Here is a 23,377-nt window from a genome sequence, read left to right on the forward strand (position 1 = left end):
GTGTAGGGACGCTCGGAACGAGTAACCCTTTGTAGGGACGCTCGGTCGAGCGTCCGTTGTAGAACAATCTTGACGATGTCGCTTTTAACGGGGATGGACGCTCGACCGAGCGTCCCTACAGGTCGCTACTCGTCTCATCTTTGCATCGTCTACTTATTAAGGGAGGACAGATGTTTGGTCCCGAGGGTGGTTAGAACCACTTGTCGATCTCCTCGGAGGTGAGCGAGACCATGATGGAGCGCCCGAGCGGGTCGAATTGCGAATTGGGCGTCAGGAAGAGGTCTGAGATGATCTGACTGGGCTGTGCAGCTCGTGCATGGAGTGTGTGACGCACCAGTTCACTGGCTTGGCGGAGCGCTTCGCCAGAGAGGAAGAGCTGCGCTAGGATTTCCGCAGGGGGGAGTGTGGTGTCGGTATCGTCTTTGTCGACCTGATCGAGGTATTCACCGAGTGTCTTGGTGATCAAGTCTGCGACGCCGATGGGACGTAGTGGCTTGGGTACGGAGGTGATGAGGTAGACGTTTTCGTCTGGGTCTGCGGAGGCCTCTGCTTGCGGGGTGATCTCAAACCCGATCTGCTGCAAGCTCTCGACCAACTCGTGATGGGTCGGGTAGAGGTCGCAGGGTAGCGACAGTTCCTCGGCAAAGAGTAGTGGCTGCGCTTGGTCAGGCTCGAGTGTGAGCGTGGCTATCTGCTGCTCGTAGTAGATGCGTAGCAATGCGCGCTCAATCTGTATGACGGCGAGGCGGTCGCTCATGGTGGTGAAGAGGTAGCGCTCCTGAAAGGTGTAGACCAAGTTAGAGCTATTGGCCACATGCTGAGAGGGGCTAGCGGAGACCGTAAAGAGTGGATCCATCGCTGTGGGGACAGCCTCTGTGGGTTGGCTTTCGGGAAGTGTTGATTCGCCTCGTCTCTGCTGGAAGTCGTCGATAAAGCTTTCCCAATGAGCGGGTGAGCCACTACTCATCGAGGAGAGCGGATCGAGGGGCTTCTGGTCGTCCGTAGAGATAGCTTTAAAGGGATTGTACTCTGGATCTATCTGTACGGGCGGTGTTTGAAGTGCCGTGCTGCTCTGTCGTGTGGCATCGTAGGCCGGTATCTCGATGAGCTGGTCGGTGCTAAAGGTGATGGCGGGCATAGCGCTGGTGGTGCTGAGGTGCTCTCGTAGCACTACCATAAGGAGCTTGAAGATAGCCTGCTCGTCGAGGAACTTGATCTCCGTCTTGGTCGGATGTATATTGACATCGATACGACTGGGGTCCACCTGGAAGTAGATAAAGTAGTTGGGCTGGCTACCTGGCGCGACGAGGTCCTCAAAGACGTTCATGACAGCACGGTGGAAGTAGGGGTGCTTCATATAGCGTCCATTGACAAAGAAGAATTGCTGGGCTCCTCTACGCTTAGCGTCTCGTGGCAAGGTGATGAAGCCCGAGACATTTGCCAAGGGACCCTGGTACTCGATGGGGATGAGCTGCTTGGCGTAGCTCTTGCCTAAGAGGTCTACGATGCGATGCTGGAGGTCGCTCTTGGGGAGGTTGCGTATGAGCTTGCCCTCGGAGTAGAGTGTGAAGGCGATCTCGGGGTAGACCAGAGCGATCCGCTCGAACTGGCGGTAGATGTGTCGCAACTCCGTCTCGGAGCCTTTGAGGAAGCGTCGCCGTGCGGGGACGTTGTAAAAGAGATTCTTCACCGTGATAGAGGTGCCCACCTCGGCAACGGTGGGTGCGGAGCTGATGACCTCGGAGCCGTTGATCAAGAGCTTGTAGCCTATGTCACTGTCGGCTTGTCGTGTGATCAGCTCGATCTGAGCCACCGCCACGATGGAGGCTAGCGCCTCGCCACGGAAACCCATGGATCGGAGCGTGAAGAGGTCGTCGACGGAGGATATCTTGCTGGTGGCATGTCTCTCGAAGGCCATACGAGCGTCTAGCGGACTCATCCCGACGCCGTCATCGATGACGCGCATGAGCTCTTTGCCAGCATCTTGTAACTCGATGGTTATCTGCGTGGCGTGGGCATCAATGGCGTTTTCGACCAGCTCTTTGAGCATGGAGGCTGGTCGCTGGATCACTTCACCAGCGGCTATCTGATTGGCTATGCTGTCGGGGAGGAGATGTATGATTTCGCTCATAGGATGGAGAAGAGGGGACCCTGTCTATAGTATAGTACCCAGACGATGAAGCCTAAGAGGATGAGCATAAGGATGCAGCGCAGGATGATGCCTGAGCGGGCGTAGTTGTCTATCCCTCGGTCTCGCTGCTTCTTGAGATGGCGCGTGCCACCGTAGAGGCTCTCGGAGAGGGTGTCACGAAACTCTTCGCCAGAGCCATAGGCGGACTCTACTTGCTTGCCGTCGTCTTTGCTGGTGTTGTCGCTACTTCCTGCTGTGTCGGAGCCTTCGGCAGCTTCGAGCTCTCGTCTGATCTGCTCGATGCGTCGCTGGAGTTGCTCCTTCTTAGGATCCCAATAGATGGGTTGGTGGTGGAAGGTGCGCGGTTTTCGCGGTCTGAATATGAGTCCCATGAGTATAATGGTAAGAGGTGCATGTAGCTCTGCAGCGAGTCTGCGAGAGACGGTACGGAGCTGGTGTCGCTCTCTAGTGGGCGACGGATGTAGACGGAGAGTGGCTCCACGGCCATAGCGGTCGTGTCAGGTGATGCCGTCTTCTTAGCTTCAGCTGGCTTAGGCTTCTCCATGGCTTGCTGGTACTCCTTGTAGAAAGCTTGCCATGCGGCTAGGCCGTCGAAGCCTTTGCTCATCTTGCTGTTTTGCCCCTGCAGTGTGGCGAGCGAGTCAGTAGAGGCTGGAGGCGCTGTGCGGTCGGGGATGACATCTTCAGGTGAGAGCGGGCGCTTGTCGCCATGCCACTCGGCACCGCTCATCTGACGCAGCTCATCGGTGAGGTCTTGGATCGGGTGGATCGTCCCCTCGGCCTTGCCATGCCAGAGGATGTGGTCAAGCTTGTCATCGGTAACGTAGACATCCATCTGCGGGTTCTTAACCTGAGCCAGTGCGTAGTAATGCTTCGCTTTCTCCTGTATGAGGTAGTAGCGAGACTCGACGTTGGAGCGGTAGAAAGCGTGGTCGAGGGTACCTTCGCGAAAGTATGCTTGGATCGTATCGGCCTTGACACGATCTTGCTTGATGGAGTCAAGCCAGCGAACGCTTGACGCATTAAGCCAGGCGAAGGCGTGGTCGATCGTATCGTTGGCGAGGTGAGCATAGATGGTGTCGCCCTTGAGCTGGGTCGAGTCGTTCCACAAGATCGGAGAGCCAAAGAGCTTGATGAGCGAGTCCACGGAGAAGTAGTGCACAGAGTCCCCGATGGCCTGTATATCCTTGCGGTAAAGGCGTACGTTGTGGTAGCCTTTGGTGTACTTGACCTCTAGCGAGTCGGTAGCGCCTGGAGGCGGGGGCAGATTGCGCTTGATCCCCTCCATGATCTCGGCAGACATATATAAGGTGTCCTCCTCGGAGTAGTCCATGACGTAGGCTCGTCCTGTGGCGTAGGTATAGCCGTTGGCCTGATCAAGATAGCCGTAGTCACCGAAGTAGGTTGCTTTGTCCTCTTGATTGTCTATCACTACGTCGTAGTAGGCCTGGCAGATCTGTCTCTTCTTGTCGTAGAGTATCGAGTCGCCCGTCATGGTGCCATCGGGGTGGGTGACCAGAGAGCGGTCGAGGAGGATGCTCTGCTCGGTGTCCGTATTGTAAAAGCCACGGTCAGTCTCTATCGTGACCGAGTCGGTTGTCTCAATGATGGTGGGGCTAACGATACGACAGATCGAGGTCTTCGTATTGTAGTGTAGTATGTCGGTGTCGAGGGTGAAGCGGTCGTTCTCTAGGTGTACCTGATTCTGAAAGAGCGCTTCGTCAGAGCCGGTGTTGTACTCCCCGTAGATAGATGTGAGCGTATTGACCGAGTCGGCTAGGGTACCGAAGTTGTCGTAGTAAGCGACCTTTTGGCTGCGATTGTAGAAGAGTCTTTCGGTAAAGAGAGTCGTGACATTTTTGGTCAATATCACATTGTCGTGCAGCTCCGCTAGGGTGGTCATACCGTCGTAGGTCATCTCTCCAGCGGTGATCGAGATCGAGTCTCCCTCTAGAATCTGCACATGACCGAAGGCGTCAAAGGAGTTGGTCACCTCGTTGAGATTGGCACTGTCGCAAGTCATGATCCAGCTACCGTGCCTGAGGCGCACATTGCCTGACAAGATGACGACGTCCGGGAGTATAGCCTGATCGTGGCTGAGGATGTCGGCATGCTCTAGGATGATGAGACGCTTGCCGCCCACCATCGTAGGGGGAGGTGCGGGAGTCTCTGCCGTATGAGGCGAAGTGTGAAGCCATGCCGTACCGCCCCATAGCGGTAGCCCCACGAAGAGGAGCAGAGCGACTGCTAGCAACCCGCTGAGGGTGAGTAGTAGTCGCTGTGTGGCGCTCGCTGAGTGGAACTGTTGAGACATGGACTCAATGATTTAGTAGACAGACCTGGGTAGTCGGTCGTCATCCTCTAGTCAAGGGGACGAGCTACTTCTTGATCCAACCTGGATACTTGAAGTCGCACTGCTGATAGTCAGGGCTAATGCGTATATACGTACTCTTCTGGTGCTGTACGATCCACTTGTCTAGCTCCTTCTGCTTCTTATCCTGCAGAGCTAGTTGCTTGACAAGCTGAAAGTCGGTAGCCATATCAGCACGGTGTCCCGAGATACGCTGCTTGAGCTTGAGAAGTACTACCTGCGTATTGCCATTTGCATCCTGAGAGACGAATGCTGGGGAGACATCGCCCACCTGCATTTTGTCTACTTGGGCAGCGTAGTCTTGCTGTAGCTCAGACATTGTAAAGAGAGCCGTGCCGTAGCGGTCGCTCTCGTAGTTTTCGTTGAGGAGGAGACCATAGTTGTTTTTCGTTTCGGTCACGTTGCTACACAGGACGACGGCATCGTCAAAGGTCGTCTTACCGTTGCGCACCACTACAGCGACAGAGTCCGCCTTGCTGACGGCTTGCTGTAGTTTGTCAGGGGCAATGCTGGGCTTGAGGAGTATGTGGCGGAAGTTGATCGTGTTGTCACGCTTCTCAATCAGCTGTACGATATGATAACCCGTAGCGGTACGTATGATGGGTGATACCTGCTTGGTGTCAGACAGGGCAAAGACAACCTGCGCGAACTCAGGCTCTAGCGAACTACGAGCCACGAAGCCATACTCGCCACCACGTACAGAGGTGCGGGAGTCCTGCGAGTAGAGTCGTGCGATCGTAGAGAAGTCACGGCGCCCAGCGAGGATGTCCTCGGAGTAGCCTCTGAGCTGCTCTTTGATCTTGTCAATGGCTGCTAGCTCTATCTCTGGCGTGATCCTAAGCACCTGCACCTCGACAGCATCTGGTATGTAGGGCAAGCTGTCTTGTGGTATCTGAGCGTAGTACGAGCGAATCTCTGAGGGCGTGACCGTGACTCCCTGGATGATCTTCTGCTGCATCTGCCGAACGATCTCATTATTGACCGCCATAGTGCGCTGTTGCTCACGAATGCTTGAGTAGGGACGATTGAAGTACTCCTCAAGACGCTCACGAGAGCCGACCTGCTGTACGAGACTCTCCATAAAGTTGTCCACAAATCGGTCTATCTTAGTATTATCTACCGAGATACTATCGATCTTAGCTTGGTTGAGGAAGAGCATCTGAACCGCTAGTTGCTCCGTGAGGTAGCAGTCTGGGTTTCCCTCGAGAGGCATTCCCTGGGAGCGCATGTAGAGCTTTTGATTCTCTATCTCAGACTTAAGGATGGGCTCATCGCCTACGGTCCATATAGCTTCATCAACGACAGATCCTGCGGAGGCTTTGTGCTGTGGCGTCTGTGCCGTCATGGAGAGGCTCGTCAGCAGTGACAAGAGTATGAACGGTATCACCCAGCGTACATGAGGTGTAGATAATCTATAGATAGACATAAGAGTTGTATTGCTAATGTGGTCTTTATTGATTGCAGGAGTAGATGATCATAGCGAGTCGTAGCTCTGCCTCGTTGTAGAAGTCTTCGTACTCGCTAATGAGATCGTCCAGAGTACACCCTGGGTGATCCTCTAGATACTCCTTTAGCTCGTCATAGCTATCCTCACCAAGCTCGGAGGCTATGAGGTAGTTAAGCTTTACCTTGGTGCCAGACTTGACGATGCGCTCTAGCTCGGTAAGCAGATCGTCCGTGCTGATAGAGTGCGAGATCGCTATATCCTCGAGGAGCACCTGACGGTCTAGCTGCTGCACGATAGAGATGTGCTGCTTGGTGTTGTTGGGCAGAGTGCGGATCTTGTAGTCCTCGGGACGCTCGATCTCATACTCCTCGACATAGTTGCGTATGACTCGGACAAACTCCTCTCCATACTTGTCAGCCTGCTCAACATTGATACCCGAAATGTTTTTCAGCTCTTGTAAGGTTATGGGGTATAGAGTAGACATCTCTTCAAGTGCTGAGTCGGGGAATATGCCCGCCGTACCGAGTCCTAGCTTAGTGCTCAGCTTTTTGCGTATATCCCTGAGGATGCTGTAGAGAGCGGGGTCTGTGGAGGCCGTACGTCCACGTCCACTAGATGCAGCGCTATCTACCTCCTCATCATCGTCTAGATCATCATCGTCATCGTCTAGATCCTCCGCATCGGGAGCGACAATCTTGAATGAGGTAGGCTTCTTGATAAACTTCTTACCACTCGGTGTGACGCTCAGGATGCCGTAGGTTTCTGTACTCTCGGTGAGGTACTGTAGCACCAGTGCACGCTCTACGACTAGCTCCCAGATCTCTCGTGAGTAGTCTTCGCCTATGCCGTAGGACTTCAGCTTGTCATGATGAAAGTCCTCAATAGGGGCAGTGTCGCAACCTAGGATCACGTCGATGACGTGGTCCTTCTTAAACTGTTCTTTGAGCTCCAAGACCGTTTGGAGCAGTTGTTTCAAAAGCTCTTTAGCCTCCATCGTTTGTCTGTTTTTTGCACAATTGTCGCACGCTCCACAGTTCTCCTTGTCATATCTCTCTCCGAAATAATAGAGCAGATATGCCCGTCGACACATGGGCGTGAGTGCAAAGGTAGAAGTTTTTGCGAGTAATTGCTTACCTATCTCCTGCTCGGCGATAGGTTTTCCCTGCATGAAGTTCTCCAGTTTCTGTATATCTTTCTCATTATAAAAGGCTAAGCAGTATCCCTCGCCGCCATCACGACCTGCACGTCCTGTCTCCTGATAGTAGCCCTCGAGGCTCTTAGGCATGTCGTAGTGTATGACGTAGCGCACGTCAGGCTTGTCGATACCCATGCCAAAGGCTATCGTAGCGACGATCACACGGCACTCCTCACTCAGGAAGGCGTCCTGGTTTGCCGAGCGCTCCTTAGCGTCCAGTCCCGCATGGTAGGGGAGAGCCTTGATGCCATTCATCTGGAGCAACTTGGAGAGGTTCATCACCTTCTCACGGCTCATGCAGTAGATGATGCCACTCTTGTTAGGTCTCTTGCGGATAAAGCGGATGATGCGCGCATTGACATCCTCCCCCTTCGGCTCTACGCTGTAGTAAAGGTTAGGACGGTTGAAGCTAGACTTAAATATATTCCCATCGAGGATGCCTAGATTCTTGCGTATGTCGTGCTCCACCTTAGGCGTCGCTGTCGCTGTCAGGGCGATGATCGGTCTGCGTCCTATCTCATCAACTACAGGGCGTATCTTGCGATACTCAGGGCGAAAGTCATGCCCCCACTCCGAGATACAGTGCGCCTCATCGATCGCAAAGAAGGATATCTTGATCTGACGAAAGAACTCTATGTTCTCAGCCTTGCCGAGCGACTCGGGAGCCACATAGAGTAGCTTCGTATCACCCGCAGAGACATCTTGGTAGACCTGATCCAGCTGAGCTTTATTGAGCGACGAGTTGAGTACGTGCGCTATGTCGTTAGATCCAGTCGTCTCTCGCAGGGCATCGACCTGATTCTTCATCAGAGCAATCAGCGGGGAGACGATGATCGCCGTCCCCTCCATGATGAGCGCAGGGAGCTGATAGCATAGGGACTTACCGCTACCCGTAGGCATCAAGACAAAAGTGTCGTGACCCTCTAGCAGGCTTTGGATAATCTCTTTCTGATTTCCCTTGAACTCTTCAAAGCCGAAGATCTTACTCAGTAGTTCTGTCAGATTGTGTGTCATGGTTGGTGAGATTGACCGTCAGGGGAGCCGTTGAATAGACTCCCCAAAAGGTAGATAACGATTACATAGAGTGGTGCACAGGTTTGTGGCAGAGGTAGATTTAGTTTGCTAGAGAGGTAGTCATGCTCGGCGTCACCTTAGAGCGAGCATACTGCTCTGTGATACGTAGTGTCTTGCGCTTGAGAGAGGGTATCTCGTACATCGCATCGATCATGATCTTCTCCACGATCGAGCGTAGTCCGCGAGCCCCCAGCTTCGTCTCGACAGCGATGCTGACGATATACTTGAGTGCGTCATCGTCGAAGGTAAGCCGCACGCCATCCATCTCAAAGAGCTTCTGATACTGCTTCGTGATGGCGTTTTTAGGCTCCACGAGGATGCGCAGGAGCGAGTCACTATCTAGAGCGTCCAGATAGGTAAGGATAGGCAGACGGCCGATGATCTCGGGGATCAGGCCGTAGCGTCGTAGGTCTTGATGAGTAATGTGTGCCAACAGATTGTTTTGGATCGTCTGGTAGTCCATCTGCTGCTCCTTATAACCCACCACACGGGTGTTGAGGCGAGAGCCGATGATGCGCTCGATACCGTCGAAGGCGCCTGCACAGATGAAGAGAATCTGCTGCGTATTGACCTGGATAAACTTCTGCTCGGGATGCTTGCGACCACCATAAGGGGGGACGTTGATGACGCTTCCCTCGAGGAGCTTGAGGAGACCCTGCTGGACCCCTTCACCACTCACATCACGAGTGATGGAGGGGTTGTCGCCTTTGCGAGCTATCTTGTCGATCTCATCGATGAAGACGATGCCACGCTCTGCAGCTGCGACGTCGTAGTCACAGTTTTGCAGTAGACGAGAGATGATACTCTCTATATCCTCTCCCACATAGCCCGCCTGCGTCAGGACAGTCGCATCGACCATCGCAAAGGGCACCTGTAGCATACGAGCTATAGACTGAGCTAGGAGCGTCTTACCACATCCCGTCGGTCCTACCATGAGGATGTTGCTCTTGGCAATCTCTACATCGTCCAGCTTAGAGCTCTCGTCACCTTTCTCGCCCTCCTCTTGGCTAGCCAAGATACGTTTGTAGTGGTTGTAGACAGCCACTGAGAGATACTTCTTAGCATCGGTCTGCCCGATCACATAACGGTCTAGGTAGGCGTCTATCTCCTGAGGCTTGGGTAGCGACTCATAGGTGAGTGGAGCAAATGAAGCGTTCGTGCCTTTTTGCTTCTCTTGCTTGGTAGCATCTAGCACAGGTGCAGAGACAAGGCCGTTCTGATAGAGCAATGCGTAGATCTGCTCAGCACAATCACTACAGATCTGTGCAGAGCCCTCGGCACCTATTAGTATAGGCACCTCGCTCTCAGGACGGTTGCAAAAGGAGCAGCGACGCTCTATCGAATTACTTTTCTTTGCCATCTGCCTTCTTCTCCTTAGCTGTCTGCTTAGTCGATGTGAGTACTTTGTCGATCATACCATACTCCAACGCTTCCGAGGCAGTCATCCACTTGTCACGGTCGCTGTCTCGCTCGATATCCTCGACAGAGCGACCCGAGTGATCAGCGATGATCTTGTAGAGCTCAGCCTTCACCTTGAGGATCTCCTTGGCAGCGATCTCTATGTCGCTCGCCTGACCCTGCATACCGCCCATTGGCTGGTGGATCATCACCCGTGAGTGGGGCAGTGCGTAGCGCTTGCCCTCAGCACCCGCTACGAGGAGGACAGCAGCCATCGAAGCTGCCATACCCGTACACATCGTCGAGACATCACAGCCCACGTACTGCATCGTATCGTAGATGCCAAAGCCCGCATAGACCGACCCGCCAGGGCTGTTGATATAGATCGAGATATCCTTGCCTGGGTCCGCATTATCTAGATATAGGAGCTGTGCCTGGATTACATTGGCCGTGTAGTCGTTGACCTCCGTGCCGAGGAAGATGATACGATCCATCATCAGTCGGCTGAAGACATCCATCTGAGCCACGTTGAGCTGACGCTCCTCGATGATGGTAGGGTTGATGTAGCCTGTGGAGGCAGTTATGTAGTCGTTGAGTGCATTGGTATTCATCCGAAGATGAGCGTGTGCATAGTGGACGAAGTCCTTATTATGGTCTGTCATATTGATGAAGCAGAGTTGTGTGAGTTACTATTTATAGGTTAAAGGAGCGAAGCCAAGCTTCACTTGCTAAAGGTTATAGCTAGGCAAGTCAACCCGACCTAGCTTGATTCTAGAAACAAAGATAACGCTATTTCTGAACATACGCTACACCCCTCTCATCGTAGATCCCGCAAATATCACGAGTAGCTGGTGTAGGGACGCACGATCTGTGCGTCCGTTGTGTCAAAGCGAGACGTGTAACGGGTGTAGGGACGCACGGAAGTGTCAAGTCGGAGGGCGTCCGTTGTGTCAAAGGTTACAGCGTCCGTTGTCAAACCAGCCGACGAGTAACGGTTGTAGGGACGCACGGTCGTGCGTCCGTTGTGTCAAGGCGAGACATATAATCTAGTCATCATACAAACTGGGAATCGTAACTTTTAACGGAGACGGACGCCCTCCGACTTGACACTTCCGTGCGTCCCTACAACCGTTACACGTCTGTACGTCCTTACACTTCGTTACTCGTCCCGTGCGTCCCTACAACAGGGCTAGTCGTTTCGTCTAACTTCTAGTCTCTAATTTCTAACGTCTACCTAGCTATCAAATTCCTAGGTAGGAAATGAGACGAGCTCATTTTTATGATGCGTCAGGCCTGGACGAATTAGTGCGCCTCGAGCCAATCTTTTCCAGAGCCGATCTCGACGACGAGCGGCACGGAGCACTCGGGCCAGGCGCCTTCCATCGCTTCGCGAACGAGGGCTGTGACACGATCCAGTTCGTCGAGATAGACGTTGAGGACCAGTTCGTCGTGCACCTGCAGGACGAGGTAGCTGCGTAGCTGTTGCTTCGTCAGCTCCTCCTCGACGCGTATCATAGCGATCTTGATGATGTCGGCAGCGGTGCCTTGGATCGGTGCGTTGATCGCGTTGCGCTCAGCATTGCCACGCTGGGCTCCACGTGCCGTGCGGAGGTTGCGCAACTGCCGACGACGACCGAAGGCGGTCTCCGTATAGCCTCGCTCGGTGGCCAGCGCTATAGCCTCATTCATAAAGGCTTGTATATGGGTGAAGGTGGCGAAGTACTCCTTGATCAGCTCGGCTGCCTCGCCAACGGGGATGTTGAGTCGCTGGCTCAGACCGTAGGGCGTGATGCCGTAGTTGATGCCAAAGTTGGCCGTCTTCGCCTTGCTGCGCATCAGCGGGGTCACCTCCTCGGGAGCCACCTTAAAGACTTTAGCAGCTGTCGCCGTGTGGATATCGTCGCCCGAGAGGAAGGAGTGTATCATCGCTGGATCTTGGCTCAGATGCGCCATGACGCGCAGCTCCACCTGCGAGTAGTCCGCACTCAGCAGGACAGCGCCGATCGGCTCCTCATGGGTATGATCCACAGGAGCGCAAGCCGAAAGGCGCGGGGTGTAGTACGGATCAGCGACAAAGGCACGACGCAGGGGACGGCCGAGGTCGCTACGGATGGGGATGTTTTGCAGATTCGGATTGCTCGAGGAGAGCCTGCCCGTGGCGGTGACTGCCTGATTGTACGAAGTGTGGAGCTTGCCATCGGGGTAGCACATCTTGGGCAGTGGATCTATATAGGTGTTGAGCAGCTTGCGCGCCTCGCGGTAGTCTAGGATGAGCGCGACGACGGGGTGGAGCGAGCGAAGCGGGAGGAGCGTCTCCTCGTTGGTCACGTAGCTACCAGTCTTGGTTTTGCGTGGCTTCTCCACAATCTGGAGTTCGTCAAAGAGCAATTCGCCGATCTGCTTCGGGCTATTGACCTTGAGGTTAAGCCCTCGTGAGGAGTAGCTCTGTATCTCTTTCTCTAGGCGAAGGACGCTCTCGAGCAGCTCCTGACGGGAGCGCTGCAAAGCCTTGATGTCGAGGACGATGCCACGCTGCTCCATGTGCATCAGCACGTAGAGGAGCGGTATCTCCACCTCGGTGAGGAGACGCTGCTCGGTAGGGGAGAGCTGCTTGTGCAGGGCATGGTAAAGGCGTAGCGTCACGTAGGCATCTTCGCTGGCGTAGTCGCAGAGGAGCTTGGGGTCTACGTCGGTGCGTAGCGCAAAGCTTTCCAGAGGCGAGAGATCTTTATACCGTATCGTGTCGTAGCGGAGCAAGCCTCCAGCCAGTTCGTCGAGACTGTGCCCCTGGTCGGCATCGATCAGGTAGTGCGCTAGCATCGTGTCGTAGAGCGGGCGCGCCTCGGGGAGTCCGTAGCGTGTCAGCACCTCTAGGTCAAACTTCGCATTGTGCGCCACCTTGAGCACACGCTCGTCCTGCATCAGTTCCTTAAGTGGAGAGAGTATATGCGCAGCCTCCTCAGCCGACTCGGGGAGCGGGATAAAGTAAGCTTGCCGTTCGTCGGCACAGAGCGACATCCCGACGATGCCCGCACAGAGCGCATCAAGGCTGTCGGTCTCGGTGTCAAAGGCAACAACGGAGCTGCCCGCCAACTGCTTAGCGAGCTGGCTCACTGCTTCGTAACCTTGGACTTCGGTAAAGGTCACGCCAACCGTCTTGTAGTTTTCCATAGGAGCTGCCGCGCTAACGGGGCCCGACACCTCGATCGTAGCTGGCGAACTTGGCGCTGCCGAGGTACCGCCAAGGTCAAAGAGCCCTACCTGAGCAGCGGTCGCTACGGGCTTGCCGATGCGCTTCAGTAGCGAGGTGAAGGCAAACTCCTTGAAGATGCGCTCCACAGCGGCGTGGTCGGGTCCCCGCCACTTCATCTGATCTGGGTCAAAGGTGACTCCAGGCACGTCGGTCACGATGGTGACGAGATGTCTCGAGAGCATCGTCTGCTCCTTGGCTGCGAGGAGCTTTTTCGCATAGGTTGGCTTCACCTGGTCAATGCGTGCGTAGATATCTTCGATCGAGTCAAACTCCTCGAGGAGTCTCTGCGCTGCGACTTTGCCAATGCCTGGACAACCGGGCACATTGTCCGAGCTATCGCCCACAAGTCCCAAGTAATCAATCATCTGTAGCGGATAGCGGATGCCGTACTTAGCGGTTATCTCCTCAGCGCCTAGTAGCTCGAAGCCTGACCCCGTGCGCTGTGGCGCAAACATCTGTGCATGCGGTCCGACGAGTTGCCCGTAATCCTTATCTGGCGTGACCATGCGCACCTCGTAGCCAGCCTCGACAGCTTGACGGCTTAGGGTACCGATCAGGTCGTCCGCTTCGTACCCTTCGACCCCTAGCAGAGGTATCTGGTAAGCCTGCACCAACTCTTTGATATAGGGCATGGAGAAGCGTATCGTCTCGGGCGTCTCGGGGCGATTGGCCTTGTACTCTGGGTACTCCTTGTGGCGAAAGGTTCCTCCCGGCATATCCATCGCCACGGCAATGTAGTCGGGGCGCTCCTTGTCAATGATGTCTTGCAGCGTGGAGGCGAAGCCGTAGAGCGCACTCGTGTCGCGACCCTGCGCATCCACGAGGGGACGATTGATGAAGGCGTAGTAAGCTCGGTAAATCAGTGCATAAGCGTCAAGCAGATAGAGCGTAGGCATAGTTCAGATAGGGTAAAAGTGACGGGTTAATCTAGGGATTCGGTAGGCTTGCTGAGCGAGCGAATGACACGGCAGGGATTGCCCACGGCTAGGCTCATCGGGGGGATGCTCTTCGTGACGACACTCCCCGCACCAATCACGGAGCCTCGGCCAATGGTTACGCTGGGGAGGATCGTACAGCCTCCACCGATCCACACGTGATCCTCGATGATGATCGGGATGCCAAACTCCCAGCCGGCAGCACGCTCCTCGAGGTCGAGCGGATGCCCCACACTGTAGAGCGACACGGAGGGACCGATGAGCACATGGTCGCCGATGGTCACATGTCCGCCATCGAGCATGGTGCAGCCACTATTGATGAAGGTATGACTACCCACCTCAATCTCACTCCCGTAGTCACAGAAGAATGGGGTCACCAGCCAACTTTCCTCGCCAAACCCTCCGAGCAACTCCTGCAGCGCACGATGATACTGCGCCCGCTCCTCGACGGGTATGCGGTGCAAGGCTTGCAGTCGCTCTTTGCACCGACTGGCCAAGAGCTGACGGTCGGTGTCGCTCTTTATATTATAGTAGCGGTAACCCTCGGGCTGTGGGGAGGGTATAAACGATAATGAGGGCGTAGTGTGAGACATACGATGAAGTGATCAATGCAGAGAGGCATTTGCTAAGCGATCCTCTACGACAAAGGTACAATAAATCCCCTCGCCTTTCTCTTTCCTTCTGCGGGCACTGCAGTTTCACCTATATGAAACTCCAGTTTCTTCCGTATGAAACTCTAGTTTCTCCCGTATGAAACTCCAGTTTCTTCCGTATGAAACTCTAGTTTCACCTGTTTGAACCTAGCTGAAATGGGGCAGAGGCAAAAGAAAAGTGGCGACCGCTCCTCTGTAAGAAGCAGTCGCCACCTCGACAAATGTATTGGGGTAGGGGACTAGAGCTTGCGCCGAACCTCGATCTCCTCAAAGGACTCGATGATGTCGCCCACCTCTATGTTATTATAGTTCTTGATATTGATACCGCACTCGAGACCAGAGACCACTTCCTTGGCTTCGTCCTTGAAGCGCTTGAGCGACTCCAGCTGACCCGTATGGATGACCACACCGTCGCGGATGACGCGCACCTTGTCGGTACGCTTGATCTTGCCATCGGTGACCATACAGCCGGCGATGGTGCCGATCTTGCTCACCTTGAAGGTCTGCAGTACCTCCAGATTGGCTGTGACCTGCTCGCGAATGTCTGGCGAGAGCATGCCCTCGAGGGCGTCGCGGACATCTTCGATAGCATCGTAGATGATAGAGTAGGTGCGGATCTCGACGCCCTCCTGCTCGGCGAGCTTACGGGCCTGAGCACTGGGACGAACCTGGAAGCCGATGATCACAGCATCGGATGCCGTCGCCAGCTGAATGTCTGACTCGGTGATCTGACCGACACCCTGATGGATGACGCTCACCTGGATCTCCTTCGTCGAGAGCTCGATGAGCGAGTTGGCCAGTGCCTGTACGGAGCCGTCCACGTCACCCTTGATGATGAGGTTAAACTGCTGGAAGTTGCCCACAGCGATGCGACGACCGATATCGTCGAGGGTAAGCATCTTCTGCGTACGCAAGCCTTGCTCACGCTGTAGCTGTTCACGCTTGACAGCCAGCTCACGAGCCTCCTGCTCGCTCTCCATGACGTTGAAGTCATCACCAGCGGTCGGTGCCCCGTTGAAGCCGAGGATAGAGACGGCCGTGGATAGCCCAGCGGTGTCGACACGCTTGTTGTACTCGTTGTACATAGCCTTGACACGTCCGTAGTAGCTACCAGCTAGGATGTAGTCTCCGATGTGGAGGGTGCCTCGCTGGATCAAGACGGAGGCGAGGTAACCCTTGCCCTTGTCTAGTGAAGACTCAATGACGGAGCCAGAAGCACGACGATGAGGATTGGCCTTGAGCTCGAGGAGTTCGGCCTCGAGGAAGATCTTGTCTAGTAGGTCGGGGATGCCGATGTTCTTCTTGGCTGAGATCTCCTGTACCTGATACTTACCGCCCCAATCCTCGACGAGGTAGTTCATACCAGCGAGTTGCTCACGGATCTTGTCCGGGTTGGCTCCGCTGACATCAATCTTATTGATTGCAAAGATGATCGGCACACCAGCAGCACTAGCGTGGTTGAGCGCCTCAATGGTTTGGGGCATCACGGCATCATTTGCCGCAATGACGATGACCACAATATCTGTGATCTGGGCACCACGAGCACGCATAGCGGTAAAAGCCTCGTGGCCTGGCGTATCCAAGACGGTCAAGCGACGACTGTCGGAGAGGGTTACGTTGTACGCACCAATGTGCTGCGTGATACCGCCCGCCTCGCCTGCGATAACGTCCGAACGACGGATGCAGTCAAGTAGTGAAGTCTTACCGTGGTCTACGTGACCCATGATGGTGATGACAGGTGGCCGAGGCTCTAGATCCTCAGGCTTGTCGGGCTCCTCGTCGGCGGAGATCGCCTCAACGACGTTGGCCGATACGAACTCGGTCTCGTAGCCAAACTCCTCGGCAACGATGTTGATCGTCTCGGCATCAAGACGCTGATTGATCGACACCATCATGTCGATACTCATACAGGTGGAGATGACGTCGGTGACAGGGACATTCATCATGTTGGCAAGGTCGCTCACGGTGACGAACTCGGTCAGCTTGAGTACCTTCTCGTCTTGTGTGGAGAGCTCCTGCTCACGCTCAAACTCGGCACGGCGCGCCTCGCGCTTCTCACGTCTAGACTTAGCGGCACGTCCGAAAGTCGTCTGCTTGTTGTTGAGCCGTGCCAGGGTCTCCTTGACCTGCTTAGCTCTTAGCTCGTCCTGCTCTTCGGGAGTCAAGACAGGCTCCTGACGCTTGCTCTTACGTCCGGTGCGACGCTCATTACGTGCTGGTCGCTCGCCTCGCTGTGGAGCTGCTGAGCGACCGCCCTTCTTGCCTGAGCGATCGTCCTGTATCTTGGCGCCTTCGCTCTTGACATCGACAGCTCCTGAGGAGATGCGCTTGCGCTTACGACGGCTGTTGTCCTTGTCTTTGTCCTTGTTAGACTTGCGCGAGCGAGAACTGCTGAAGCTACTGAGGTCAATCTTACCGACCACCTTGAGCTGTGGCTCGTCCTCCTTCTTGGCAATGCGAAATATCTCTGTGTCGTCCTCACCCTTGGGCTCTGTAGTTGCCTCGGTGGGTGCACCTGCTTTGGGAGCAGGTGGCTGGGTCTCCTTGGCAGCTGGCTCTGGGGTGACGGCGGTTGGTTGCTCGGAAGCCTTCTGCTTTGGCTCTTCCTTTGCGGGCTTGGGCTCGCTGGGTGTCGGCTCCTTAGTAGCAACTGGCGCAGGCTCCTTGGCCGTCGTAGGCTCTGCCTCCTTCGGTACGACGGTCGCTGGCTCCTGCTCCTTAGCAGTAGCCTTAGCGGAGGACTTAGGACTCTCTACGGGCTTAACCTCCTCCTTTGTCGCTTTAGTCTCGGTTGTCTTCTTGGTCTCCTTGGCAGGCTCTTCTTGCGTAGTCTCCTTCTGCTTAGCTGTCGTCGCACTCTTGGTCGTGCTCTTGGTTGCACTCTTGGTCGAGCTCTTGGTCGCGCTTTGGGTCTTGCTCGTCTTAGTGGCTGTCGCCTTGGTAGTAGAACCCGAGACGGGGTTGTTGTGCTTGTCCAGCTCTATCTTGCCTACGACGTTGAGCTGCGAAGCGCTTGCCGCTGTGGGAATGTCTGGCTCTGCCTGTTCCTTTGCAGTGGCTGGAGCTTTGGCCTCTGTGGGCTGCTCCTTGGAACTACTAGCCTCGGGCTTCGCTGTGGGCGTCGGCTCTTCTGGTTTAGCCTTAGGTGTGCTCTTGCTACGGAGGAACTTCTTCTTGGCTCTTCCTACAGTCTCCTCATCAAAGGTCGGCGTGAAGTCACGCAGGATCAGATTAAACTCATCATCCGTGATGCGTGTGTTGGGGTTGTTGTCGACTTCCTTTCCCTTGTCGTGAAGGAAGGCGACAAGCGAATTGACTCCGATGTTGAGTTCTTTGGCTAGGCTAAACAGTTTTATGGACATATATTTCTCTTGATTGCTCGTCTACGGGTGGGGTTCGATTTGTTCTTATCGTTGTGCATGGTTCCAGTCACGCTCACCCCTACACTGTGACTGGCTGATAGGTGTGCTCTGCTTACTCCTCGGTAGCTTCGTCGGCTGAGTGAGGCTTAGCAAGCGTCTCGTCCTCCTTGAGGTCTTCTATGATCGCCTCTGCGATCTCACTTTGCGTAGGTACAGGGCTCTTGATCAGGTCAATGTTTTCCTGTGGTAGCCCCATCTTCTCTAGCTCCTCAAGGTCAAACTCGGACGAGAGAATGCGTAGGACATGGTCGATGGTCTCTATCTCGAGATCGGTCTTCTGGAGCAGCTCCGTGCGTGACGTGGTCAGGACGGCACGAGCCGTGTTCAGACCAATGTCTAGAAGCATCTTGATGACCCAGTCCTCGATCTCATCGCTAAACTCGGAGAGGTAGATATCCTCCTCGGTCGTATCTGCCGCATCACGGAAGACCTCAATCTCAAAGCCTGTCAGGACGGACGCCAGCTTGATGTTGCTAGCGTTCTTACCGATAGCTAGAGGTACATCCTCAGGCTGTAGGTAAACCTCTGCCTTTGCCGTCTCTGGGTAGAGCTCGATGGAAGAGACCTTGGCAGGACTGAGCGCACGCTGTATGAATAGACTATCGTTTGACGTGTAGGTGAGGACGTCAATGTTCTCCCCATGTAGCTCCCGTACGATGCCACGTATACGGCTACCATTCATACCGACACAAGAGCCGACTGGGTCAATGCGGTCATCGTATGACTCGACGGCAATCTTGGCGCGGACGCCTGGGATACGTGCTACACGCTTGATCGTGATCAGTCCGTCAGCTATCTCAGGTACGTTGATCTCGAAGAGACGCTTGAGGAACTCAGGGCTAGTGCGTGAAAGGGTGACACGAGGATTGTTGTTCTCATTGTCCACACGAGCTATGACGGCATGGACGCTATCGCCCTTGCGGAAGTATTCGTCAGGGATCTGCTCGCTCTTGGGCATGATGAGCTCGTTGCCATCCTCGTCGACGAGTAGGGTCTCACGCTTCCATACCTGATAGACTTCGGCGGTGATCATCTCTCCTACACGCTCTATAAAGGTCTGGTAGAAGTGCTCCTTCTGCAGATCCAATATCTTGCTTGAGAGGGTCTGGCGTAGATTGACTATAGCGCGCCGACCGAAGGAGAGGAAGTCCACCGAGTCAGTCACATCATCTCCGATCTCAGCCTCGGGGTCTATCTCACGAGCCTCCGTGTAGGCCACCTGCTCGTTCTCCCGTTCGACCGCATCGTCAGCAACCACCTCGCGGGTACGCCAGATCTCAAAGTCTCCGCTATCCGCATTGATGATCACGTCAAAGTTGTCGTCTGAGCCAAACATCTTAGCGAGGATGCTCCGGAAGGAGTCCTCTAATACGTGGAGCATCGTCTCCTCGTCTATGTTCTTCAGCTCTTTGAATTCAGTGAGTAGAACCTTTAAGCTCGTTGCTTCTTTCTTTCTAGCCATATATCTGTGTTGGATCTCTTCTGTGGGACTACTGTCTTAAGTAATGATGGGGTAGGGGCTCTATCAGAGTGCCTTGTCTAGGTCGTACGAAATACGCTTTAGCTGATCACGCTCGATGCGATGAGGCTCGATGATCTGCTGCTTTTTCTTCTTCTTACCATCCGGTACGATCTCCGTGCGCTCGACCTCTAGGACGACATACTCGGGTAGCTGATCTGCGCCCCTAGCCCCGACCTCGATGAGCTTGCCGTGCCACTTCATCCCTGACGCGTCGACCGCCTGCACGGGCGACTCCAGGTGACGGGTGTACTGCTCGTAGACCTGCCACGGATCGGAGAGACTAGGCGACGAAACCTCTAGGGCATAGTCCTCCTCCTCGTCACGATCGTGTAGCTGCGTGATAGCTCTGGAGATATCGACACAGCGAGAGATGGGCAAGCCTCCCATGGCATCGACCACTACTCGGATCTGATCCCCTGGGCTACTAGTTATCTCCACGACGAACTCGTCCTCGTGGAGCATCTGCTCTATTTCTGTGCGGAGTACTGCTAGATCTATCATGATACTCGATGGTTATATACAAAAAGGAGGGAACCGCTGTCGCATGGCTTCCTCCTCCATACCTAAGCTGAGTCAACTGCTCGTGAGCCGTACGACCTCAACCGGTTCATTACGATGCAAAGATAGTAATATTTCTTCAGATAGCATACTGTCTACCCGATTCGAAAATCTTACGAGTAACGATTTGTAGGGACGCACGGTCGTGCGTCCGTCCCTGTCAAGGGTTACAATGTTCCGATCATACGTCTTGCTGTTCGACAACGGACGCTCGACCGAGCGTCCCTACAAAGGGCTACCCGAAAGATTTGCGGAGTCTCTACCCGATGCAAGGTAAATAATCCAGCGTGCTACCTAGGTAATGATGGAAGAATCAAAAAATGCCAAGCCCCTCTACCTCATAACCCTTATCAAACCAAGGGATAGGAGGCGGAGGGGCTGCTGTATCGTGTAGCGTAGAGCTTAGCGAAGTGTCTCTAAAAGATGACTACTCGTGTGCCGCTACAGAGACGAAGCTACGATCACCTCTCGTCTGAGAGAAGACGACCGTGCCGTCTGTAAGTGCATAGAGGGTATGATCCTTGCCCATGCCCACGTTCTCTCCGGGATGGTGCTGCGTACCTCTCTGACGTACGATGATGTTACCAGCCTTACAGGCTTCACCTCCAAAGATCTTAACGCCTAGGCGTTTGCTTTCGGATTCGCGTCCGTTCTTGGAGCTTCCTACACCTTTCTTATGTGCCATGATTCCTTAGAGTCTTTAATTATCCTACGATTTGCTTTACTAGTATCTCGGAGAACTGCTGGCGATGCCCTCTGAGCTTGCGATAGCCATTTCTCCGCTTCTTGTGGAAGATCAGCACCTTCTCACCCTTGACGATGGGAGATACGACCTCACATACTACCTGTGCGCCCTCTACTGTGGGGACACCTACTGTTACTGCTCCGTCCTTGTCTAGGAGCATAACCCGGTCAAAGGTAACCTCTGCACCCTGCTCCACCTCGCGGATATGATGCACGAAGAGCTTGCGACCCTCCTCTACCTTAAACTGCTGACCTTGGATTTCAACAATTGCGTACATTACGTTCGTCTGTTACTATTATTATATAGTCCCGTAAGGTGGCTGTCTACGATCGACTAGCGCTTGACAAACCCTACTTAGGAAGTAAATCGACTGCAAAGGTACAAAAAACTTCACACCCCGCAAGCGTACCCCCGCTGAGAATCGAACTCAGATCTAAAGTTTAGGAAACTTCTATTCTATCCGTTGAACTACAGGGGCCTCGGCATGTCTGCATATAAAGCCTGTGTCACAGAGCCTGTGACCCTCTTCATACAGTTGCCACCGCAAAGGTACGCAATAAAACGGTACCCCCGCACCTCCGCCCGCCATCACAGTTACGCAAATATTACGAGTAGACCTATGTAGGGACGCACGGGAGCGTCTAGCGGGAGGGCGTCCGTCCTCGTTAAAATCAAGATGCTGTAACCTTTGACTCAACGGACGCCCCGATGGCTTGCGTCCCGACTCGCAGGGAAGCATTATCTTTGTACAAAACAACGAGCAAGTTATGTTAGGAGCAATAATAGGAGACATCGTAGGCTCACGATTTGAGTTCGCAAATACCCACCGCACAGACTTTGAGCTTTTTGCCAAAGGGTGTGACTATACAGATGATACAATCTGTACTGTAGCCATTGCCGATGCACTGCTGAGAGGAGCGGACTTTGCCGACACCTTGCAGACCTGGTGCAGGCGCTACCCCCATCCTAAAGGTGCCTACGGCGGGCGCTTTCATCAGTGGATCTATATGACACCGCCAGTACCGTATCGCAGCTATGGCAACGGTAGCGCCATGCGTGTCTCTCCATGCGGTTGGCTACCCACTCGTGACGCTGTCCTGTCACAAGCTAAGGCGAGTGCCGAGTGCACCCACAACCATCCCGAAGGGATAAAAGGGGCGGTCTCTATCGCAGATGCGATCTACCTTCTCAGAGGTGGGGCGAGCAAAGCTGACCTCAAGAAGCACCTCGAGGATACTTACCATTATGACCTCACACAAAGCGTAGACTACATCAGAGAGCACAACAGCTTTGACGAAACATGCCAAGTGACCGTACCGCAAGCGATAGCCTGCTTCTTAGCGGGGGGCACCTTCGAGGAGGTTATCCGCCTCGCCATCTCCATCGGCGGCGACAGTGATACCATAGGAGCTATCGCCGGGAGCCTCGCCGAGGCGCACTTCGGGATACCCCCCGAGATACAGCAACGCGCCCTCGCTTATCTACCCGAGGATATGCGCCAAGTCGTAGACAGCTTCCGTCAGACGATCCGATGACACGAGATGAACTGATTAAGCAATGCCGCTACTATAAAGGCGAAGATGAGTGTCCGTTTGACAGAGGCTCTATTGATGCTCTTTGGTGGAGTGGGGAAAAGTCTTTAGCTGACAAGGTCTCTGACGATAAGAGCTTCTTCCAAAGGCTGAAAGACTCATTAGAAGAGGCTCTAGCGTCTGATGAGTGTACAGGCGTGCTTATAGACAGCTCCATCTCGCTTGAAAAGAGAGCAATCATATTCTATTTAGACCTTTGGCACGGAAAAAACTTTCCATACGATGATTTTGACGTAATCCGTCAATACCTCCCAACTCCGTGAAGTCCGTTAGGTCAACGTCTCAGCCGTCTAGCTGTGCGGTGACTTTCATTATCGTGTGTGCCACTTTGGCCAAGGTGCATTTAGTTTGTACCTTTGGTCTTGAAAGCGTTGAGTTATGAAGAGTAAAGACTATACTAATCTCAAGTATAAGACCATGTTTGACTTCTGCTCGGATAGTAAGCTTCTAAATGGAGGTTTTGGTCAAGCACTAGTAGACAAAGAAGAGTTTATCCGACTTATGAAAGAGAACCCTTCGTCAAATGCTGGAACGTTGCTCCAACTAGCCGTTGAGGTTTTGCACGACGATAAGCTCATAGAAGCAATTGAGAGAGACTTCTCTGATGTGACTATCCCTCGCTACGAATAAATCTATCATTCGCCTGAGATCGGCCTCTGGGCAGGGGGCATGTACGATAAAAGCAAGCTTGTCTGATTTCCTACCTAGGAATTGCCCAAATTCCTCCGTAGATATTTCTGATTTGCTACCTAGGAAATGGGCAAATTCTTCGGACTTATTTTTTGATTCTTCCGAAGTTTCATTTGATTCCTCCGAAGTTTCATTTGATTCCTCCGAAGTATTTTTTATTTCCTAGGTAGGAATTGGGGGAATTCCTAGGTAGCTATTGGACAAATTTCTAGGTAGGAATTCCATTCTTCGGGAGGAAGGAGTAATCAGAGAGGTTCCGTAGCCACTCTGTAGCGATACTTGAGCCCTGTATTCCTAATTGTCGTCATGTGTAGCTCCTAGACGGCTGGGTTATCATGCGTCAGCCTCCCCGTCAGCTCCGAAGTAGGGG

General features: G+C 53.9%; 16 protein-coding genes and 1 tRNA gene. 3 read left to right on the top strand and 14 right to left on the bottom strand.

The genetic code is table 11. The annotated features are described in order from the left end of the window. Positions 1-190 precede the first annotated feature (190 nt). The 14 genes from mutL to L215_RS0101265 all read right to left on the bottom strand — a co-directional run bounded on the left by mutL (position 191) and on the right by L215_RS0101265 (position 21,203). Positions 191-2,131, bottom strand: coding sequence for a DNA mismatch repair endonuclease MutL (gene mutL, locus L215_RS0101200; protein WP_025882838.1), 1,941 nt, complete (start codon positions 2,129-2,131; stop codon positions 191-193). A 208-nt stretch (positions 2,132-2,339) separates the two neighbouring features. Next, positions 2,340-4,466, bottom strand: coding sequence for an OstA-like protein (locus L215_RS0101205; RefSeq protein WP_025882837.1), 2,127 nt, complete (start codon positions 4,464-4,466; stop codon positions 2,340-2,342). 64 nt (positions 4,467-4,530) lie between these two features. After that, positions 4,531-5,949 carry a peptidylprolyl isomerase gene (locus L215_RS0101210; protein WP_027451211.1) on the bottom strand — a complete coding sequence of 473 codons (1,419 nt, stop codon included), beginning with the start codon at positions 5,947-5,949 and terminating at the stop codon, positions 4,531-4,533. Positions 5,950-5,974: 25 nt separating this feature from the next. Then, positions 5,975-8,179, bottom strand: coding sequence for a DNA helicase RecQ (gene recQ / locus L215_RS0101215; protein ID WP_025882834.1), 2,205 nt, complete (start codon positions 8,177-8,179; stop codon positions 5,975-5,977). 100 nt (positions 8,180-8,279) lie between these two features. Further along, positions 8,280-9,599: an ATP-dependent Clp protease ATP-binding subunit ClpX gene (gene clpX, locus L215_RS0101220; protein WP_025882833.1), complete on the bottom strand. Its 1,320-nt coding sequence runs from the start codon at positions 9,597-9,599 to the stop codon at positions 8,280-8,282. Next, positions 9,583-10,299, bottom strand: coding sequence for an ATP-dependent Clp endopeptidase proteolytic subunit ClpP (clpP, locus tag L215_RS0101225; RefSeq protein WP_027451212.1), 717 nt, complete (start codon positions 10,297-10,299; stop codon positions 9,583-9,585). The genes clpX and clpP overlap by 17 nt, the downstream gene beginning before the upstream one ends. Positions 10,300-10,939: 640 nt before the next feature. Continuing rightward, complete coding sequence (gene polA, locus L215_RS0101230) at positions 10,940-13,786, bottom strand: DNA polymerase I (RefSeq protein WP_027451213.1); 2,847 nt, start codon at positions 13,784-13,786, stop codon at positions 10,940-10,942. Positions 13,787-13,812: 26 nt separating this feature from the next. Continuing rightward, complete coding sequence (locus tag L215_RS0101235; protein ID WP_027451214.1) at positions 13,813-14,418, bottom strand: sugar O-acetyltransferase; 606 nt, start codon at positions 14,416-14,418, stop codon at positions 13,813-13,815. Positions 14,419-14,717: 299 nt separating this feature from the next. Then, the gene (gene infB, locus L215_RS0101240) at positions 14,718-17,840 is read right to left on the bottom strand and encodes a translation initiation factor IF-2 (protein ID WP_027451215.1); all 3,123 of its coding nucleotides are present in this window, start codon (positions 17,838-17,840) and stop codon (positions 14,718-14,720) included. A gap of 112 nt (positions 17,841-17,952) precedes the next feature. After that, positions 17,953-19,362: a transcription termination factor NusA gene (nusA, locus tag L215_RS0101245; RefSeq protein WP_025882832.1), complete on the bottom strand. Its 1,410-nt coding sequence runs from the start codon at positions 19,360-19,362 to the stop codon at positions 17,953-17,955. Positions 19,363-19,425: 63 nt separating this feature from the next. Further along, positions 19,426-19,923, bottom strand: coding sequence for an LSm family protein (locus tag L215_RS0101250; RefSeq protein ID WP_025882831.1), 498 nt, complete (start codon positions 19,921-19,923; stop codon positions 19,426-19,428). 484 nt (positions 19,924-20,407) lie between these two features. Next, positions 20,408-20,665 (bottom strand): 50S ribosomal protein L27, encoded by a 258-nt coding sequence (rpmA, locus tag L215_RS0101255; RefSeq protein WP_025882830.1) that lies wholly within the window; start codon positions 20,663-20,665, stop codon positions 20,408-20,410. Positions 20,666-20,684: 19 nt separating this feature from the next. Then, positions 20,685-21,002 carry a 50S ribosomal protein L21 gene (rplU, locus tag L215_RS0101260; RefSeq protein ID WP_027451216.1) on the bottom strand — a complete coding sequence of 106 codons (318 nt, stop codon included), beginning with the start codon at positions 21,000-21,002 and terminating at the stop codon, positions 20,685-20,687. Between the two features lie 129 nt (positions 21,003-21,131). Continuing rightward, positions 21,132-21,203: transfer RNA gene (locus L215_RS0101265), tRNA-Arg, on the bottom strand. A 289-nt stretch (positions 21,204-21,492) separates the two neighbouring features. On the opposite strand from L215_RS0101265, the gene L215_RS0101270 reads away from it, so the two are divergent. From L215_RS0101270 to L215_RS0101280, 3 genes are all read left to right on the top strand, one after another. Then, positions 21,493-22,260, top strand: coding sequence for an ADP-ribosylglycohydrolase family protein (locus L215_RS0101270; RefSeq protein ID WP_025882829.1), 768 nt, complete (start codon positions 21,493-21,495; stop codon positions 22,258-22,260). Beyond that, positions 22,257-22,580 (top strand): hypothetical protein, encoded by a 324-nt coding sequence (locus L215_RS0101275; RefSeq protein ID WP_025882828.1) that lies wholly within the window; start codon positions 22,257-22,259, stop codon positions 22,578-22,580. The genes L215_RS0101270 and L215_RS0101275 overlap by 4 nt, the downstream gene beginning before the upstream one ends. Positions 22,581-22,695: 115 nt before the next feature. Further along, complete coding sequence (locus tag L215_RS0101280; protein ID WP_025882827.1) at positions 22,696-22,947, top strand: hypothetical protein; 252 nt, start codon at positions 22,696-22,698, stop codon at positions 22,945-22,947. Positions 22,948-23,377 lie beyond the last annotated feature (430 nt).

Source organism: Porphyromonas uenonis DSM 23387 = JCM 13868 (assembly GCF_000482365.1).
Classification (GTDB): Bacteria; Bacteroidota; Bacteroidia; order Bacteroidales; family Porphyromonadaceae; genus Porphyromonas; species Porphyromonas uenonis.